At 37.0% G+C, this 17402-nt stretch carries 17 protein-coding genes and 4 pseudogenes; 6 read left to right on the forward strand and 15 right to left on the reverse strand.

What is annotated here, in order from left to right; translation table 11 throughout:
- Nucleotides 1–67: 67 nt before the first annotated feature.
- From DN408_RS02530 to mscL, 3 genes are all read left to right on the forward strand, one after another.
- A complete protein-coding gene (locus DN408_RS02530) occupies nt 68–748 on the forward strand; it encodes an ankyrin repeat domain-containing protein (protein WP_002167563.1) in 681 nt (226 codons plus the stop codon).
- Between the two features lie 136 nt (nt 749–884).
- Complete coding sequence (locus tag DN408_RS02535; protein WP_002129436.1) at nt 885–1811, forward strand: Gfo/Idh/MocA family protein; 927 nt, start codon at nt 885–887, stop codon at nt 1809–1811.
- A gap of 128 nt (nt 1812–1939) precedes the next feature.
- Entirely contained in the window at nt 1940–2341 is a 402-nt protein-coding gene (gene mscL / locus DN408_RS02540) for a large-conductance mechanosensitive channel protein MscL (RefSeq protein WP_002015591.1), read from the forward strand.
- A gap of 50 nt (nt 2342–2391) precedes the next feature.
- Here the strand turns inward: mscL and DN408_RS02545 are convergent, their stop codons facing one another.
- Nucleotides 2392–2664 carry a DUF3917 domain-containing protein gene (locus DN408_RS02545; protein ID WP_002129437.1) on the reverse strand — a complete coding sequence of 91 codons (273 nt, stop codon included), beginning with the start codon at nt 2662–2664 and terminating at the stop codon, nt 2392–2394.
- Between the two features lie 111 nt (nt 2665–2775).
- Here DN408_RS02545 and DN408_RS02550 point away from each other — a divergent pair.
- Nucleotides 2776–2883 (forward strand): annotated as a pseudogene (locus DN408_RS02550) (DUF3949 domain-containing protein); the annotation flags it as partial.
- Between the two features lie 15 nt (nt 2884–2898).
- Nucleotides 2899–3261: a DUF4288 domain-containing protein gene (locus DN408_RS02555; RefSeq protein WP_002184820.1), complete on the forward strand. Its 363-nt coding sequence runs from the start codon at nt 2899–2901 to the stop codon at nt 3259–3261.
- Nucleotides 3262–3295: 34 nt separating this feature from the next.
- Here the strand turns inward: DN408_RS02555 and ccpA are convergent, their stop codons facing one another.
- The 5 genes and pseudogenes from ccpA to DN408_RS02585 all read right to left on the reverse strand — a co-directional run bounded on the left by ccpA (nt 3296) and on the right by DN408_RS02585 (nt 7190).
- Complete coding sequence (ccpA, locus tag DN408_RS02560) at nt 3296–4294, reverse strand: catabolite control protein A (RefSeq protein ID WP_002034370.1); 999 nt, start codon at nt 4292–4294, stop codon at nt 3296–3298.
- A gap of 275 nt (nt 4295–4569) precedes the next feature.
- Nucleotides 4570–5049, reverse strand: a pseudogene (locus tag DN408_RS31850) (bifunctional 3-deoxy-7-phosphoheptulonate synthase/chorismate mutase); the annotation flags it as partial.
- Nucleotides 5050–5221: 172 nt separating this feature from the next.
- Nucleotides 5222–6238: a CamS family sex pheromone protein gene (locus DN408_RS02575; RefSeq protein WP_002015611.1), complete on the reverse strand. Its 1017-nt coding sequence runs from the start codon at nt 6236–6238 to the stop codon at nt 5222–5224.
- Nucleotides 6239–6351: 113 nt separating this feature from the next.
- On the reverse strand, nt 6352–6678 hold the full coding sequence (gene ytxJ, locus DN408_RS02580) for a bacillithiol system redox-active protein YtxJ (protein ID WP_002067603.1): 327 nt from the start codon (nt 6676–6678) through the stop codon (nt 6352–6354).
- A gap of 2 nt (nt 6679–6680) precedes the next feature.
- On the reverse strand, nt 6681–7190 hold the full coding sequence (locus tag DN408_RS02585) for a DUF948 domain-containing protein (protein ID WP_050001013.1): 510 nt from the start codon (nt 7188–7190) through the stop codon (nt 6681–6683).
- 187 nt (nt 7191–7377) lie between these two features.
- Between DN408_RS02585 and DN408_RS02590 the strand changes: the two genes are divergently transcribed.
- Nucleotides 7378–8493, forward strand: a complete 1116-nt coding sequence (locus DN408_RS02590) for an aminopeptidase (protein WP_002167560.1) — start codon at nt 7378–7380, stop codon at nt 8491–8493.
- 37 nt (nt 8494–8530) lie between these two features.
- Here DN408_RS02590 and DN408_RS02595 read toward each other — a convergent pair whose 3' ends face one another.
- The 9 genes and pseudogenes from DN408_RS02595 to DN408_RS32315 all read right to left on the reverse strand — a co-directional run.
- Nucleotides 8531–8965 carry a hypothetical protein gene (locus tag DN408_RS02595; protein ID WP_002129451.1) on the reverse strand — a complete coding sequence of 145 codons (435 nt, stop codon included), beginning with the start codon at nt 8963–8965 and terminating at the stop codon, nt 8531–8533.
- A gap of 335 nt (nt 8966–9300) precedes the next feature.
- The gene (locus DN408_RS02600) at nt 9301–9705 is read right to left on the reverse strand and encodes a PH domain-containing protein (protein ID WP_078177727.1); all 405 of its coding nucleotides are present in this window, start codon (nt 9703–9705) and stop codon (nt 9301–9303) included.
- Nucleotides 9706–9781: 76 nt separating this feature from the next.
- A complete protein-coding gene (locus DN408_RS02605; protein ID WP_078177729.1) occupies nt 9782–10273 on the reverse strand; it encodes a GNAT family N-acetyltransferase in 492 nt (163 codons plus the stop codon).
- A complete protein-coding gene (locus DN408_RS02610; protein ID WP_002015602.1) occupies nt 10270–10818 on the reverse strand; it encodes a GNAT family N-acetyltransferase in 549 nt (182 codons plus the stop codon). The genes DN408_RS02605 and DN408_RS02610 overlap by 4 nt, the downstream gene beginning before the upstream one ends.
- Before the next feature lie 64 nt (nt 10819–10882).
- A pseudogene (locus DN408_RS02615) lies at nt 10883–11774 on the reverse strand (DMT family transporter).
- A complete protein-coding gene (locus tag DN408_RS02620) occupies nt 11764–12177 on the reverse strand; it encodes a MerR family transcriptional regulator (RefSeq protein ID WP_002015599.1) in 414 nt (137 codons plus the stop codon). The pseudogene DN408_RS02615 and the gene DN408_RS02620 overlap by 11 nt, the downstream one beginning before the upstream one ends.
- Nucleotides 12178–12298: 121 nt before the next feature.
- Nucleotides 12299–13609, reverse strand: a complete 1311-nt coding sequence (murC, locus tag DN408_RS02625) for a UDP-N-acetylmuramate--L-alanine ligase (protein ID WP_002015598.1) — start codon at nt 13607–13609, stop codon at nt 12299–12301.
- Nucleotides 13610–13860: 251 nt separating this feature from the next.
- On the reverse strand, nt 13861–14979 hold the full coding sequence (locus DN408_RS02630; protein ID WP_147739949.1) for a nicotinate phosphoribosyltransferase: 1119 nt from the start codon (nt 14977–14979) through the stop codon (nt 13861–13863).
- 61 nt (nt 14980–15040) lie between these two features.
- Nucleotides 15041–17402 (reverse strand): annotated as a pseudogene (locus DN408_RS32315) (DNA translocase FtsK); the annotation flags it as partial.

Below are 17402 nucleotides of genomic sequence, written 5' to 3' on the forward strand. Positions count from 1 at the left end.
TTTAATGTTCCTATTTTACAGTTTAAATTAGGATACCGAATTGCTTGCAAAAGGAGGTTGAAATTCCATGTTCAAAAAAACATTAAGCATGATATGTTGCGTAATTTTTTTACAAGGATGCTCACAAGAACAAGAAGTTAAAAAGGAGATGACAAACATGGAGACAGCACTACTAACAGCTACTGAGAAACAAGAAACGAATACTGTTATATCATTACTCAAAAAAGGGGCTGACATAAATATAACGGACAATAAAGGACGTACTTCTCTTATGATTGCTACATACAAAAATGATGTAAAAACTGCAAAAGTGCTTATTGAAGCAGGGGCTGACGTAAATATCCAAGACGATATGAAAAACAATCCCTTTCTATACGCCGGTGCAGAAGGTTACTTTGATATTTTAAAACTAACGATTGATGCCGGTGCAGATCCATCGCTTACAAATCGTTACGGCGGAACAGCTCTTATCCCCGCCTCAGAACATGGCTATATTGATGTTATTAAAGAACTCCTTACGCGAACAACTATTGATGTTAACCATGTAAATAATCTCGGGTGGACCGCTTTAATGGAAGCCATCGTACTAAGTAATGGAAACGAAACACAGCAACAAGTCATTCAGCTTCTTATTGAGCACGGTGCAGATGTAAATATTCCCGACAACGATGGTGTTACCCCGCTAGAGCATGCCCGTGTTCATAACTTTGAAGAGATAGAGAAGATTTTGTTAGCGACAAATAAATAAAAGCTCATTTCCTATAAAAAACGTATCATTTTTAAATCTATTTTTTGCCATTCTCCCCAGTCTATGCTACAGTTATTTCGTCACATAGCTATACAGCTAGACAACTTATATATTTATAATAGGGTGGGAAAAAAACATGAGCAAACCTCGTATTGGAATGATTGGATTAGGCAGTATTGCACAAAAGGCTTACCTTCCAACACTGACAAAGGAAACTGATTGGACTTTTGTGGGAGCGTTTACACCTAATGTTAATAAAAGAAAACAAATTTGCGAGCAATATCGTATTCAAGATTTCGCTAACCTTCAGGCACTCGCTTCAGAATGTGATGCGGCTTTCGTTCATAGTTCAACTGCTACACATTATGAAATCGTTTCTGAACTTCTGAAAAAAGGAATCGATGTTTATGTTGATAAGCCGCTAGCTGCTACTACTGAGCAAGCAGAGAAGCTAGTTGAAATGAGTGAAAAGTATAATCGAAAGTTAATGGTGGGATTTAATCGCCGTTTCGTTCCTATGTACGTTACTGCCAAAGAGCAAGCTAATGATACTTCATGGATTCGAATTGAAAAGCACCGCACAAATAAGGTGGGGCCATATACGTATGACTTTACTATGTTAGATGATTACTTACATATTGTAGATACTGCTCGCTGGTTAGCTAACGATGACCTTAACATCGTTCATAATATGATGCAAATCAATGAAAAGAACGAACTTCTTTACGGACATCATACATATACAACTGCAAATGGACTTTTACTTTCTACGGCGATGCACCGCCATGCAGGTACAAATTTAGAACAAATTGAACTTGTAACGGCAGGTAAAATCATTCGCGTAAAAAATATGAACACATTTGAAATTGAGCAAGAAAACTCCGTTTCACAAAGTGGTTCACCATCATGGGAGACAACGTTAAAGCAGCGCGGATTTGAAGATGCTGTTCATCATTTTATCCAATGTGTACAAGGTGATACACAGCCTATTGTAGATGGATTAGAAGGATTAAAATCTCAACAAATGCTCCAATCTCTACTGCAAGCTGTAAGCAAAAATTAAAACGGATACATTTTTCAGAATTTACTTTCATTCCCATTTCCTCTTTATTTCTATCACAAATTTCTATAGAATATGTTGATAGGAATTATAAATTTCATATTGAATCGTGGAAAGGATGGGATTAACACATGTGGAACGAGTTTAAAAAATTCGCATTCAAAGGGAATGTAATCGATTTAGCTGTCGGGGTTGTAATCGGTGCTGCATTCGGTAAAATCGTTAGTTCTTTAGTTAAAGATATCATCACACCATTACTTGGTATGGTACTGGGCGGCGTTAACTTTACAGATTTAAAACTTACATTCGGTAAATCATCTATTATGTATGGTAACTTCATCCAAACTATTTTTGATTTCTTAATTATTGCAGCTGCTATCTTTATGTTTGTTAAAGTTTTCAACAAACTAACATCTAAAAGAGAAGAAGAAGAAAAGAAAGAAGAACTTCCAGAACCAACAAAAGAAGAAGAAATTCTTGGCGAAATTCGCGACTTACTAAAACAACAAAACTCTTCTAAAGATAGAGCATAATTGAACGGATAAAAAGGCATGCCCCCTCGGGACATGCCTTTTTTTATATGCTATAACGTTTCCGAATTCATATGAATAAATGCAATAATACCTGCAACCATAAGTACCATAATGCTACCTGCAAATAGTGTAATACCCATGAACATTAAACTTGTGCTCATGTCCACTGATACACTTTCAATAAAAATAGAAATTACATACGTGATAAGGGCGATTCCTGCAAGAATACTTCCTGGAACAAATCGCTTTAAGCCATTTTGTTTTAACGTCATATATGCAAAAATAGCAGTCATGCAAAGCGTAATTATCCAAAGAACGATCATCTCTTCTCCCCCCTCACAAGCCTTTTCTTTCTATTATACATGACATTGCCCTATAATAGTTAAATTTGCACTTGTGTGACATATAACAAGGAATACCCCCAACTGTAGCGAATGTCTTATAAAGAATCCCAAATACATTACCATTATCAAAGCAACGTATTTACAATACCCGCTTCACTTATCGCGAGTATTGTTTATAAAATAAAACATTCAGCATAAGGAGACTGATCTCATGTGTATGCTGTAAAATTATTATTTGAATCTGTCCATTCAGGTAAACCTAATCCTAGTAAAATTGATGAACATTATGAAGAGAATCACGATACACTTTTTGAAGAAAGTATCATTCTCGTTAAGGCGAACAGTTTAGAGGAAGCTCATGAGCTAGGTGAAAAGATAGCTCTACAGTCTGAAGATACGTACGATAATATGTACGGCGAGCAAGTAACATGGACGTTTAGAAAAGTGTTGCATGTTTTCGAATTAGATGACACACCATTTGAGACAGGAAAAGAATTATATGCACGCTTTTTACATGTTAAGAAAACTGAAAGTGTAGATACAGTAGTTAAACACCATTATCCTGAATATGAATAAAAGCTCACAGCTATCGCTGTGAGCTCTCTTATTCTTACTTCGTTGAATCTCTAAATTGGATACGGTGAGGTAAGATAACTGAGTGATCTTCTACTTTTTCTTTGTTCATATATTTCGTTAGTAGACGCATTGCTACTGCACCGATATCATACATTGGTTGTACAACTGTCGAAAGTTGCGGACGAACCATTAATGCAAGACGTGTGTTGTCAAAACCAAGCACTTCGATATCCGTTGGTACGTTTAATCCCGCGTCTTGTGCTGCGTGGATTACACCTAGTGCCATTTCATCAGAAGATACGAAGATTGCTGTTGGTTTTTCATCCATGCCCCAAAGTCTTTCAAACGCTTCTATACCTGAATCATATGTGTAATCTCCATCAATTATAAGATTTTCATCATATGAAATACCTGCTTCTTCTAAAGCTTTTTTATAACCTTGTAACTTCTTCGCGCTTCCTGCTTTATTAATGAAAGGACCAGAGACGAAACCGATACGTTTATGTCCTTGCTCAATAAAATGCTTCATTGCATCGTAAGCTGCTTGTGTATAATCAATATTTACTGATGACGTTTCATTTTGTTCATCAAATGACGCTGCTAATACAATTGGTACTGGAGATTTTTTGAACTCTTCAACGTGAATATCTGTAATATCTTCACCCATGAAAACAATCCCGTCCACTTGTTTCCCAAGCATCGTATTTAATAAGTGGAACTCTTTCTCTTTGTTCTGGTCAGAGTTACTTAAAATGATGTTATATTTGTACATTGTTGCGATATCTTCAATTCCACGAGCAAGTTCTGCATAAAACGTATTTGAGATATCCGGAATAATAACACCCACTGTAGTTGTCTTCTTACTTGCTAGTCCACGTGCTACCGCATTCGGGCGGTATCCTAAACGATCAATTGCTTCTAATACTTTCTTTCTTGTTGTAGGCTTTACATTTGGGTTACCATTCACAACGCGTGATACGGTAGCCATTGAAACATTTGCTTCACGCGCTACATCATAGATTGTTACGTTCATCTCTTCGCACACTCCTTCTATTTATGTTATCTATTTTTATGTATCGGTTCACTTGAATGAAAAAAAGACATCAACTCTATTTGCAGATGCCAACAATCGTCCCGAGTTCTTCCTTTTACTAATGATACGCTAAAAACACAGGGTCATACAATATTTTCCCGCAAAAGTTTCGAAAAAATTCGCTTCTTTTCTCGTATTTTCGTATTTTTTATGCAAAAAAGGTCAATTTTTGTAAAAAAGCTATGTAACAAGCCTACATAGACTAAGAAATCTTTTTATAATTTACTTCCGAATGCTTTTAATTCTTTCATAAACTCATTGAATTCTGGAATGTCCATTTGCTACGCTTCATCTGATAATGCAACTACTGGGTCTGGATGTACTTCAGCCATAATAGCAAAAGCACCAATTGCCATAGCCGCTTTTGCAAACGGTAAGAGAAGGTCACGTCGCCCTGTAGGGTGTGTTACATCGACAACAACAGGTAAATGTGTTTCTTTCTTTTAAATTGGCACAGCGGAAATATCAAGCGTATTACGCGTTGCTGATTCATATGTGCGAATACCACGCTCACATAAAATGATATTACCATTCCCCTCTGCCATACTATATTCTGCTACATTAATAAATTCTTCAATTGTTGCTGATAAACCACGCTTTAATAATATTGGTTTATTTACAGCACCAGCTGCCTTTAACAGTTCAAAGTTTTGCATATTGCGAGCGCCAATTTGAATAACATCAACATAATCTGACACTTTAAAGAAGGCACTGAAAGAGTCTATTTCATAAGAAAAAAGAGGTCATTCCCTACTATGTACAGGTAATGACCTCCTTTCTTCTTTCAACATCTTTAGGAAATTCGAAATGTTTTTCTCGAAGTATTCACTTTTTCAGTAGCCTCAGCTTAAAAACTGTCTTTTTTTATTATAGGAAAGAAACAAACGGTTTATCGCTGTTCTTCTCTTTTATAATAACAGCCTCGATTTTATTCTCGGACTTTATTTGTAATTGAACTTTAGCATCTTTAGGAAATTGTTCTAACATACTTTGAGCAGCCGTTTGAGAGAGTGCCATTAATTCTGACTTACCGTTATATTTAACGACAATATCCATCTTTAATTTATCCATCTTATTTTGCTTATAAGAAATCTTAGCATTAACAGGGATATAATCTCCTGGAGAAAATGCCTTCATTGCTTCAGAAAATTTCTTTAGCTTATCATTATCTTCTCCATGTGCCCCCCCAAATTCTTGAGAAGGATACGAATACGACTTTTCATCAATAGTATCCCAATTTCCAAGATTAGTCTCGTTCTTTTGAACAGTAGCGCTTGAAATATAAGTACCATTCTTTAAAGAACTTGTACTTTCTTGCTTAAATATAGCAAACGTAATTGGAGATTTGTTATATTTATCATTTTTATTAATAGCTTCTATAAGCCCCTTAGCGACTTCAGTACCTTTAGAAATAGCTTCCTCATTAGATACACTTGAAGACATAGATAAACCAATAACAACGCCAGATAAGCTTAGTTCATTTGAATTTTGTTTGCCGAAGTAGTCCTGTTCTATAATATTAGTCAAAACTGGTACTTCTTGTTTCGTAACTAATTCATCAATTGTTTTCTCTGGAATATATTGATTTAATTGTAATACGTAATTTTCTGTATCGAATTGTTTTGAAGCAATATCCATTAAACCATTTTCATATTCTGCTAAATCTAGTTTAGAATTAGTTTTAACATTAACTGTATTAATTACCTTTTGTTCTTTTAAAGGAATAACAGTTCTATAGTAATCCTTAGAAACAGCAGTTCTTGGAATCATACTTTTTTCTTTCGTATCTTTCTGTACAACTTCATCCTTCTTCTCAATAGTATTATTGCTGCAAGCCCCCAGTAATAAACTTAAGCTTGCGATGCATAATGCCATTTTCTTCATTGCTTAAAACCCACTTTCAAAAGTCAATTTACTTAGTTTTAAAGTATCTCTAGTGTACCACTAAATATATTGCAACAAAATAAAAAAGAAGCAAGCCCTTCGCTTGCCTCTCCCTATTTTACATTCTCTTCTAAAGCTTCTTTTTTAATATTCCAGTGCGATGTATGCCATACTACCATTCCATCTTTTATGTATAACACTTGCGGAGATTCATGCTTAATGCTGTACTGCTCTGCAACATGGTTCGAAACATCTCTCGCCTCTTGTACGTATAAGTAATATGCTGGCACTTCTCTTTCTTCACCGCAATACGCTTGAAACTCAGTATATGCACCGTGACTAATTGGGCATGTCGTACTATGCTTAAAAAGAACGTAAGGCTCGTTCTTTTCTACTAACGCTTCAAGTTCTTCAATCGTTTCAATCTTCATCATACTCATCGTTACTCACCTCTCATGCGAAGTCTAGAGCGCTTCTCTCTCTTTTCAGCCTTCTGCTCAGCTCTCTCAAGTTTACGCTCTTCTTTTTCAACCTTTTTCTCTTGTCTCGTAGTACGGTAATGGTTGTATACTTCAATTGCTGCACTGCTCCACTGTACAACTTGTGCCACTTTATCTGCATTATTTTCAATTTCGTCCGTAACAGACTCTGAAACGTTGCGAAGCTTCGTATTTAAAGAGTGGATCGTCGTTCCGATTCCATCCACACCTTCTACTACTTTATTTAGCGACTGTGACTTCTGTTGAATATCATCAGCTAACGCATTTGTCTTATGTAATAATTGCTCCGTCTCTACGCTTATTCCTTGCATTTGCTTTTCTAAACCTTCTAACGTGCTCGCAACGTTTTCTAACGTCTTCTGAACCGATAACAACGTTCTGCATACATACACTACTAATACTGCGAAAGCAACCGCGATAATAGCCGCACTTACATATAGAAGAACTTGCATTTCATCACTTCCTTTATCTTTTTCATACTTTCTCCCATTATACAATCATTTTCCGTTTCATTCTAATCCCTATCTTATCATTAGAATTTTCATACTTATTCGTTAACTGTAACATAAATGATTCAACAAATTCCACTAAGTAGGTTACAATAGGAGAGGATACATAATTAGTAGGGAGGCTTTACATATGAAAGATCCACGCATTGAAAAGTTAGCATACAATTTAATTAACTACTCTATTCGTTTACAAAAAGGCGAAAAAGTATTAATTGAAAACTTTGGCTTACAAAAAGAACTTGTAACTGCACTTGTAAAAGAAGCATATGCAGCTGGTGGTTTCCCATTCGTTTCTTTAAAAGATCATCAAGTAGATCGCTCTTTATTAATGGGTGCTACTGAAGAACATTTCGAACAAATCGCTGCATATGAAGCAAGCGTAATGAAAGATATGGACGCTTATATCGGCCTTCGCTCTGGTGATAACATTAACGAACAAGCTGACGTTCCAAGTGAACGTATGAAAGTTCACGGCCAAACAGTTGGCAAAAAAGTTCATAGAGACATCCGTGTTCCGAAAACACGCTGGGTTGTTCTTCGCTACCCAAATGCTTCTATGGCGCAGCTTGCTAAAATGAGCACAGAAGCTTTCGAAGACTTCTACTTCGAAGTTTGTAACTTAGACTACGGTAAAATGGATAAGGCGATGGATAGCCTTGTTACATTAATGAATAAAACAGATAAGGTTCGCTTAACTGGCCCTGGAACTGACTTAACATTCTCTATTAAAGACATTCCAGCTATTAAATGCTCGGGTCATTTAAACATTCCAGATGGTGAAGTATACTCTGCACCAGTTCGCGATTCTGTTAACGGTACAGTTTCATACAATACACCATCTCCTTACAACGGTTATACATTTGAAAATGTACAACTTAAATTTGAGAACGGTCAAATCGTTGAAGCAACTGCAAATGATACAGAGCGCATTAACAAAATCTTCGATACAGACGAAGGCGCGCGTTTCGTTGGTGAGTTCGCAATCGGCGTAAACCCATACATCTTACATCCAATGGGAGACATCCTATTCGATGAAAAAATCGATGGCAGCTTCCACTTCACACCTGGACAAGCTTATGATGATGCATGGAACGGCAACAACTCTAACATTCACTGGGATTTAGTATGCATTCAGCGCCCTGAATACGGCGGCGGTGAAATTTACTTCGACGACGTATTAATCCGTAAAGACGGACGCTTCGTTGTAACTGAACTAGAAGCTTTAAACCCAGAGAACTTAAAATAATGAAAAACGCTCGGAATTTTCTCCGAGCGTCTTTTTATTAATATTGTAATAAATCTTTCGCCACATCTTCTGGCACTTTAAAACTCATTTTCTTATTTTTCATTTCAACTTCGACATAAGGGACATCTTTATATACTGTCATAGTACCAATTTCATGTAACTCTTTTTTATCTTTACCCGAATCCAATAATTTCGGTGTATCCTCTTGATACATTTTAAACGTTTTCCCTTGCGGAGTATCTAAAGGAGCCGATTCCATTTCCCACTCATCCATTTTGATTGATTCAAACAACTTTGTGATTTCTTTCTTATCGGTAATTGTTTTTTTATCACTCGAATCAATAAGCGATTCAATTTCAATTTTTTGTGCCTTTTCTAAACTAACATCAGACTTCTCTTTCTTCGCACTACATCCTATTAAAAGAATGGATGCAGTTAGCAGAAATAAAAACAACATATAGATCTTTTTCATTTCTAATCCCCCTACTTTATATGGAGCTATTTTTCTCGCTTTTTGTTTGCTAAAAATGAAAATAAAATAAAAGCGTCACTGCGATAGTACCTATTAATATTGGGACATATAAGGGCAAATCCCATTTCATATATACTCTAGTGCAACCAACAAGCACAAACAAAATAAAGTGAAACTTTAATCAGTGGGGGTTTTGTTCATCCCCCACTGATTATTAGCCCTCACCAATCGGGCTTTTACGGGCAGCCCGACTCCCACCTAACTTCTTTGCTCCTGCCGAATTTTGAGGTGGGAGTCTTACTGCCCGTTAATGCGGGGTAAAAGTTTTACATACTTCATCTCTTACCTACCATTTCTATTTTTACATGTGGATTCTCTTTCTCAACAAGTGACAAAAAACTTGTCATATCTTGCGGCATCGCAATCATATGTACTTTATATGCATTCGTCGTAATTTCAAGTGATTTCCCAACTTGACGAACAACTCTTATATCTTTTAATACAACATCGTCATTTAAAATACCATATTTTAATACGCCATTTTCCACTTTATGTTTTTTAATAAATATTTCCCAAACGATTGGTACATTTACAATGAAGCATAAACCCATTCCAATCAACGCTGACATCCACTGCTCTTTATTTGTGAAAAGCATGACAATTGGATACACAAACATAAAAGCTAATGTGAGACTAACGAAAATTACCGCTGACTTACTTCTTTGAATTGGAAAATCCATACACACACCCCCTAACTAAATTATACCATTTTTTCCATTTTAGTTCATAAAAAAAGTCCATTTATGAATGACCTTTTTAAACAGTATACCTATAAAATTTCTTATCTACCTCTAGCACTGGAAAACTTTTTGGCAACTCTTCTATACTCACGCTTTGAAAACCATTCTTTTCGTAGAAACGGTGTGCTGCTAGAAATTTAACTGTTGTTCCTAAATAAATGTCTTCCAAGTTCTTTTCTTTCGCCCAAGAAATTGCCGTTTGAAGTAGCGTATGTGATGCGCCCCATTCTTTTCCGCGGAACTCTTTCTTCACGAACATTTTTCTTAGCGCTACTTGATGCTTCCCAATATCTAATAAAGCTATCGTTCCAACTACTTTCCCATCATAAGTTGCTACCCAAAAATTTCCGTTGTCCCTTTGATAGAACGTTTCTATTTCAAGTAAGTCCGGCTGCTCTTCTTTCGTAATAGGGACCTTGTACTCTTTTCGCTGAATATGAACGATAAGATCTACTACTTCCTCTTGAAACATACTTTCATACGGAATAATACAAACCTTCTCGTTCATCGAATTTTTTTCCATTCTGAAGCTAGTAAACTGTACACAGCGATATCCTGAAAATGATCGTATAACCATTCGTCATCTCTTAAAATACCATCTAATTTAAAACCTAAACGTTCTGGAATCGCACGGCTTTTCGCATTTTCAACACCGCAACGAATTTCAATTTTATTCAGCTTTAAATTATCAAATGCATAATGAAGCACAGCCTTCACACTTCGCGTCATAATACCTTTCGCGCCAGCATCTTCTGCAAGATAATATCCAAGACTCGTAGCTTTCTTACCCCAGCTCACCGGATGAATACCTACCATCCCAACGAGCTTTCCTTTATAGCGTATACCAGCCTCAAACCCATCTCCCTCTGCAAATTTCTTTAACCACATCGGAAAAATCTCATTATACGCATCAGCTGATTTCGTTCCATCTACCCAAGGGAGCCATCTTCTTAAATGGTTACGGTTTTGATCTAATAATTGATATAATTCCTCTTTATGATGTTTTTCTAATAGTTGTAGTTCGATTTCGTCATCTACTCGGAGTGTGAACATGTTTTTTAGCCCCTTTTTATTTTTCTTATTATTCTAACACTTACAGATACAAAATGTTAAATATTCACACTTTTTTCGGTTTTATTTGTATAAAACCAGAAGAATATAATACTCCCGTAACAACTAATATCATTCCTACAGATTGTGCGGGCGTTATATTTACTCCTTCAATAAAAGAAATAATCATTGTAACAACAGGCACTAAATTAAAAAATAAAGATGTCCTTGCTGCCCCAATTTGAGCAATTCCATTATTCCACCATAAGTAACCGAGCACACTCATTCCAATTGCCATAAAGAGAATCGCTCCCCAAGCTAACAAAGGAACTTCCAAAACTGGTACTATACTTTTTTGAGTGACAGATATCACAATAAAGGCAAGAGCACCAATCGTCATCGTATATGTCGTAGTTTGTATTGGGCTACCAGTTTTAATAAACCTTCTGCCTAGTACACCGTATAACGCCCAGCAAATATTCCCTAATAAAATATAAAAATCCCCTTTTGAAAATGATAAGCTTTGTAGTATTGTAGATGAACCTTGTGTAAGTACAAAAACAACACCAAGTAATGCAAGTAACATTCCAATACCTTGGCGCTTTATAATTTTTTCTCGTAAAATAACACTTGCTAATAGCATCGTAAAGAGCGGATTCGTCGCCATAATAAGTGCACCATTAATAGCTTCTGTATGTTTCATACCTAAAAAGAAAAAGAAGTTAAAACCAAATACACCAACAATACCTAGCAAAAGGTAATAAGCCCTATTCTGCCTCCATACCTCCACCTCAAAATCTTTTCGTATTTTTAACAGACATCACAAATGCAGCAATCCCAAAACGCCATGCCGCTATATGAATCGCTTCGAAATATTGCACCGCATATTTCGAAGCATTAAATGTTCCACCAGTGAAAATCGCAAACCCTAGTAACTGAGCGTATACTTTATTCTTCATTGTTGGCCTCCGAGTTTTTCTCTTCTAGAAAACCATAATAAATTTCTAACTTCTCCTCTGTTAACAAAACTACTTTTTGCAATTGCTCCTGCTGTTCCCTTAAACGATCTAAGTGTGTTGTTAAAATTGAAATCCTCTTTTTTATTTTCGCAGGTACTTCCTCTTCCCGCTGTCTAATCTCCTCTATAATACATCCGTCACTTGCAAACTCAGCCATCTCTTCTAAAGACATTCCTGTTTGCTTTAATGAATATAAAAATTTTAATAGGCGCACATCACCTTCTGTATACTGACGAATGCCACTATTCCGCGTTGGTGGTGGCAATAAACCTAGTTTCTCATAATAGCGCAAAGTATGAATACCCATCCCTGTTAATTCTGCGACTTCACCGATTTTATACATGTTTTCTCCCCCTTGTTTTTACATATTCATCTTACAACCTAGAGCTAACTCTAGGTCAATACATAAATAAAAATCGGACACAACAAAAAAAGACGCACAGCCAAGCTATGCGTCTTTTCTATTACTTCTCTGCAACTTGAACTTCTTTTACGTAAGCTGCTTCGAATTTTTGGATGTCACCTGCGCCCATGAAAATAAGAACGCCGTTTTTATGTTTCTTTAACACATCCGTTGTTGTATCTGTAATTAGTTCTGCGCCATCGATACGTTTTTGCAGATCTTCAATTGTTAATTCACCTTTGTTTTCACGTGCTGATCCGAAAATATCACATAAGTATACTTGGTCAGCTTTACTTAAGCTTTCCGCGAACTCATCTAAAAATTTCTCTGTACGTGAGAATGTATGTGGTTGGAATACAGCGACAACTTCACGCTCTGGATGTTTTTGACGAGCTGCTTCAATCGTTGCATTAATTTCTGTCGGATGGTGTGCATAGTCATCAATGATAACTTGTTCTCCCATTGGCTTTTCATTAAAGCGACGTTTTACGCCTTCAAAAGTTGTTAGCTGATGCTTAACTGCTTCTACATCAACGTTTTCATAATGGCAAAGCGCGATTACTGCTAATGCATTTAATACGCTGTGATCGCCGTATCCTGTAATTTTGAACGTGTCATAATACGTATTACGAACGAATACATCGAATATAGTACCATCAGTTCTCTTTTGAATGTTACGTGCTTGGAAATCATTATCTTCTCCAAATCCATAGAAAATAACAGGTACTTTCGCTTGAACTTTTTGAAGTTCTTCATCATCACCACATGCAATAATACCTTTTTTCACTTGCAATGCCATCTCTTGGAATGCATTAAATACATCATTGATGTCTGCAAAGTAATCTGGGTGATCGAAATCGATATTTGTCATGATTGCATAGTCTGGATAGTAAGACAAGAAATGACGACGATACTCACAAGCTTCAAATACAAAATACTTACTATTTTCTACCCCATGCCCCGTTCCATCTCCAATAAGGTATGATGTTGGGTGTGCACCTTGCATTACATGGGCTAACAAACCAGTTGTTGATGTTTTTCCATGTGCACCAGTTACAGCAACACTTGTGTACTGATTCATAAGATCACCTAAGAAGTGATGGTAACGATGTACTGGGATATTTAATTCTTTTGCTGCTACGATTTCTTCATGCGTATCAGGAAATGCATTTCCTGCGATAATCACTTGTCCTTCTTTAATATTATTCTTATCAAAAGGAAGGATGGAAATACCACGCTTTTCCAATGCTGTTTGTGTAAAGAAACGCTTTTCATAATCAGACCCTTGAACAGTATGCTTCATGTCATGAAGAATTTGTGCTAATGAACTCATTCCTGTTCCTTTAATTCCTACAAAATGGTAAACTGTCATCTTAAAGAACCTCCAACATTTCGAACTAATACAACGGCCTATCTATAAGACAGTATATGAATCTTTTCTTATTTTGGTAATCATCATACATTTCTGATGCAGTGAATTTCTTTTTATATTCACTTATCAGTGATAAACTCGTACGTACTTCTTTTATGTCCATAACACATTTATTATAGCAAAAAACAAGCCGCTATACTATGATAACAGAAAAACTGATAGGGTCAATCACCTATCAGTTTTTCTCGCTTTTACATATCTTCTTTTGTTTCTAATTGAACACGCTCTAGACGTGAATTTGGACGGTATTTACGACCAGCTTTTGCTTCTGGTTTTCCATTTAATTCTACGTTATCACCAGTAAAACCAATATTCATTTTTAATAAGCTACTTCCTACTCCGTATATATCGACAGGAACATTTTGAGCTTCAAATTCACGAATACGCTTCTCATCAAACCCACCAGTTACAACGATATCTACATGTTGGAACCCTTCCTCATCAAGAGCCTTACGAAGTGCAAATACAAGTGATGGATTTACACCACGTGGATCGAATGTTCCAAGTACTTCTGGGTGACGAATGAAGTATTGATCAATCATTGTGCGAGACGTATCGACACGTACACCTTTTAATGTTGATCCAAATTCACGCGCTACGCGAAGTGCATCTGTGATGACATCATTGTTATAATCAATTAGTACGACTAATTCATCTTCTGGGAATTTTTTATGATATGCCTTTGCAGCTTCAACAACATCACCATTAAACATTTGAATTAAAGCGTGAGGCATCGTCCCCATACCACTTCTGCCCCACCATTCATTCATTGCATGCGTCGCTTGCGCGCTCATACCTCCGATGTATGCCGCATAGCCGTCACCAGCTTGTTGCGTATAATGATCGTCACGATCTCCCATGAAAATAACCGGTTTTTCTTTATCTACACTACGTGCAGCTTGGACAACGTTATATACGTTTGTCGCAACTGATGTACGACGAGCTAAAATCCCATCAATTACACCTTCTAAAAAGCCGAAGTATTCATAAGGACCATGAATTGTTAAAACTGTTTCAAACGGACTAATATTATCGCCATCCTTTAAAGAATGAATTTCTAATTCCTCAGGATTTTTGGCAAATGTTTGTAGCAATGCGATTACCTCATCTGCTCCGCAAAGAACTGCATGTTCTTTTTGAAAAAACTGCATTGTTACAACGCTTTTCGGGCGAAGTTCTTCAATGATTTCTCTAGTTTTTAAAAAGTAAACGGCAGAGAACCAGCCTTCTCCAACACGTTCATCAAATTTAAATGTTTTATTTGTTAGTCGATTTATTTCACCTTTTAATTTTAATTCAATTTCTTTCATGTCGCTTTACTCCCTACTTTACTATCCAACATTTTCTATTAGTATACAGCAAAACCGTTTCCTATACATTTGTTTCCTGCATAGCAGCGAATTCATCCTCAGAAATAAGGACATCTCTCGGTTTCGTTCCTCTTCCTTCAGAAATAATCCCTTGCGACTCCATCTCTTCAATTAGACGTGCCGCGCGATTATAACCTATGCGGAATTTTCTCTGTACAGAAGATGTGGACGCTCCCCCTTGCTCTACAACAAATTGACATGCATCAAAAAATAGTTCATCTTCAGACTCACTCTGCTCTGATTTTGCTAATAAATCCTCTTGCTTAAATAAGTAGTTTGGCTTCATTTGCTTTTTCACATGATCAACTGTTCTTTCAATCTCATCATCTGATACGTATACACCTTGTACACGAACTGGTTTAGATGTGCCGTTTCCTAAAAATAGCATATCACCACGACCAAGTAACTTCTCCGCGCCCCCAATATCGATGATCGTACGCGAATCAACTTGAGATGATACTGTAAACGCAATACGCGTTGGAATGTTTGATTTAATTAAACCTGTAATAACGTCTACAGATGGACGCTGCGTCGCAACTAATAAGTGAATACCACAAGCACGCGCTTTTTGTGCAATACGACAAATCGCTTCCTCCACATCACCAGGAGCAACCATCATTAAGTCCGCTAACTCGTCAATGACAATTACAATATAAGGTAATGTCTCACCTGGGATTTCTCTACCACTTACAATCGTATTGTAACGAGTTAAATCACGAGCACCAGCATGAGCAAACAATTCATAACGACGTTCCATCTCTTCAACCGCCCACTTTAACGCAGCTGTAGCTGCTTTTACGTCAGTAATAACAGGTGCTACAAGATGTGGAACAGAATTGTATGGTGCAAGCTCAACCATCTTCGGATCAATTAGTATCAACTTCACTTCATGCGGCTTCGCTTTATATAAAATGCTCGTTAAAATCGCGTTAATGCACACACTTTTCCCTGAACCAGTTGCACCCGCAATAAGTCCATGTGGCATTTTTCGAATATCCGTTACAATTGGATCACCGGAAATATCAAGCCCCAGCGCAACTGTAAGCGGTGATTCACTCTTTGTAAATACAGGACTTCTTAAAATTTCACGCAGGAATACTGGCTTACTTTCCTTGTTTGGAACTTCAATTCCAATTGCACTCTTCCCTGGAATTGGCGCTTCAATTCGAATATCTTTCGCAGCTAAACTTAACTTAATATCATCACTTAAATTTGTAATTTTATTTACTTTCACACCTGGGTCTGGTTGTACTTCAAAACGAGTTACCGCCGGCCCTTGTGACACATTAATAACATGTGCTCCAACATGGAAATTATTAAATGTCGTATTTAATAATTCTTCCTGTTCTTCTAGCCACTCCGTATTATCTAATGCTGCCTGCTGTGGAATTGACAACAACGTTAATGGCGGAAGTTCATACTTCGGTGGCGCTTGTAGTACGTTGCGCATATCATTCTCTTTTTGATTTACGACATATGCTTTCTCTTGTACTTCCGTACTTGAAATTGACTCTTGTACTTGTCCAGCCACCGCTACTTGTTGCATCGGTTTTTCTTCCACTTGCGGTTCCACTACCACTTGCTGCATCGGTTTTTCTTCCACTTGAGCTTCTACTACCACTTGCTGCATTGGTTTTTCTTCCACTTGGGCTTCTACTACCACTTGCTGCACTGGACTTTCTTCTACTTGCGGGTCTACTACCACTTGCGGGTCTACTACCACTTGCTGCACTGGTTTTTCTTCCACTTGCAGGTCTACTACCACTTGCTGCATTGGCTTTTCTTCTGCTTGTGGTTCTACTACCACTTGCTGCACTGGCTTTTCTTCCACTCGTTCACTGACAGTTGATTGCATTACGTTCGTTCTTGCCGCATGTCTTTCCATTAATTTCTTTCTATCCTGCTTTAACATGACAACATTAAATGGGACATGACGTTTTTTCTCACGTTTCGGTTCTTCTATTTGTAAAGCAGGCTGTTCTTCAGCAACTTGCTTCTTTTCTTCCGCTTCTTCAATTAAAACGTTCGCAAAGTTTTGAACATCTTTCTTTGTTTGCTCATCCGTTTCTGAAACTGGTACGAATACTTCACTTTCTTCCTTGAACGTAATTGTTTCTTGTTGAGAAATCACTGGTTGCTCTGCAACTGGTGTATTTTCCACTAAATCTGTCTTCATCGTTTCTTCAATTACTCTATTCTTGACAACTTCTTCTGTCCTTCCTCAGTATCCTCTAATTCCACAACTTCTTCTGTCGCTTCCTCAGATTTCTCTAATTCCACAACTTCTTCTGTCGCTTCCTTAGATTCCTCTAATTCCACAACTTCTTCTGTCGCTTCCTTAGTTTCTTCTAATTCCACAACTT

The sequence above is a fragment of the Bacillus sp. AR13-1 genome (genome assembly GCF_008042285.1).
In the GTDB taxonomy this organism is placed as follows: Bacteria; Bacillota; Bacilli; order Bacillales; family Bacillaceae_G; genus Bacillus_A; species Bacillus_A mycoides.

Excerpts from the sequence above, each read along its gene's own strand:
- DN408_RS02595 (WP_002129451.1), bottom strand. The coding sequence starts at position 8,965 with ATGAAAAAGATCTATATGTTGTTTTTATTTCTGCTAACTGCATCCATT.
- DN408_RS02545 (WP_002129437.1), bottom strand. The coding sequence starts at position 2,664 with ATGATCGTTCTTTGGATAATTACGCTTTGCATGACTGCTATTTTTGCA.
- mscL (WP_002015591.1), top strand. The coding sequence starts at position 1,940 with ATGTGGAACGAGTTTAAAAAATTCGCATTCAAAGGGAATGTAATCGAT.
- DN408_RS02605 (WP_078177729.1), bottom strand. The coding sequence starts at position 10,273 with ATGAACGAGAAGGTTTGTATTATTCCGTATGAAAGTATGTTTCAAGAG.
- murC (WP_002015598.1), bottom strand. The coding sequence starts at position 13,609 with ATGACAGTTTACCATTTTGTAGGAATTAAAGGAACAGGAATGAGTTCA.
- DN408_RS02620 (WP_002015599.1), bottom strand. The coding sequence starts at position 12,177 with ATGTATAAAATCGGTGAAGTCGCAGAATTAACAGGGATGGGTATTCAT.
- DN408_RS02535 (WP_002129436.1), top strand. The coding sequence starts at position 885 with ATGAGCAAACCTCGTATTGGAATGATTGGATTAGGCAGTATTGCACAA.
- ccpA (WP_002034370.1), bottom strand. The coding sequence starts at position 4,294 with ATGAACGTAACAATCTATGATGTAGCGCGTGAAGCAAATGTTTCAATG.
- DN408_RS02530 (WP_002167563.1), top strand. The coding sequence starts at position 68 with ATGTTCAAAAAAACATTAAGCATGATATGTTGCGTAATTTTTTTACAA.
- ytxJ (WP_002067603.1), bottom strand. The coding sequence starts at position 6,678 with ATGAGTATGATGAAGATTGAAACGATTGAAGAACTTGAAGCGTTAGTA.
- DN408_RS02585 (WP_050001013.1), bottom strand. The coding sequence starts at position 7,190 with ATGCAAGTTCTTCTATATGTAAGTGCGGCTATTATCGCGGTTGCTTTC.
- DN408_RS02575 (WP_002015611.1), bottom strand. The coding sequence starts at position 6,238 with ATGAAGAAAATGGCATTATGCATCGCAAGCTTAAGTTTATTACTGGGG.
- DN408_RS02610 (WP_002015602.1), bottom strand. The coding sequence starts at position 10,818 with ATGTTCACACTCCGAGTAGATGACGAAATCGAACTACAACTATTAGAA.
- DN408_RS02590 (WP_002167560.1), top strand. The coding sequence starts at position 7,378 with ATGAAAGATCCACGCATTGAAAAGTTAGCATACAATTTAATTAACTAC.
- DN408_RS02630 (WP_147739949.1), bottom strand. The coding sequence starts at position 14,979 with ATGAAAGAAATTGAATTAAAATTAAAAGGTGAAATAAATCGACTAACA.
- DN408_RS02600 (WP_078177727.1), bottom strand. The coding sequence starts at position 9,705 with ATGGATTTTCCAATTCAAAGAAGTAAGTCAGCGGTAATTTTCGTTAGT.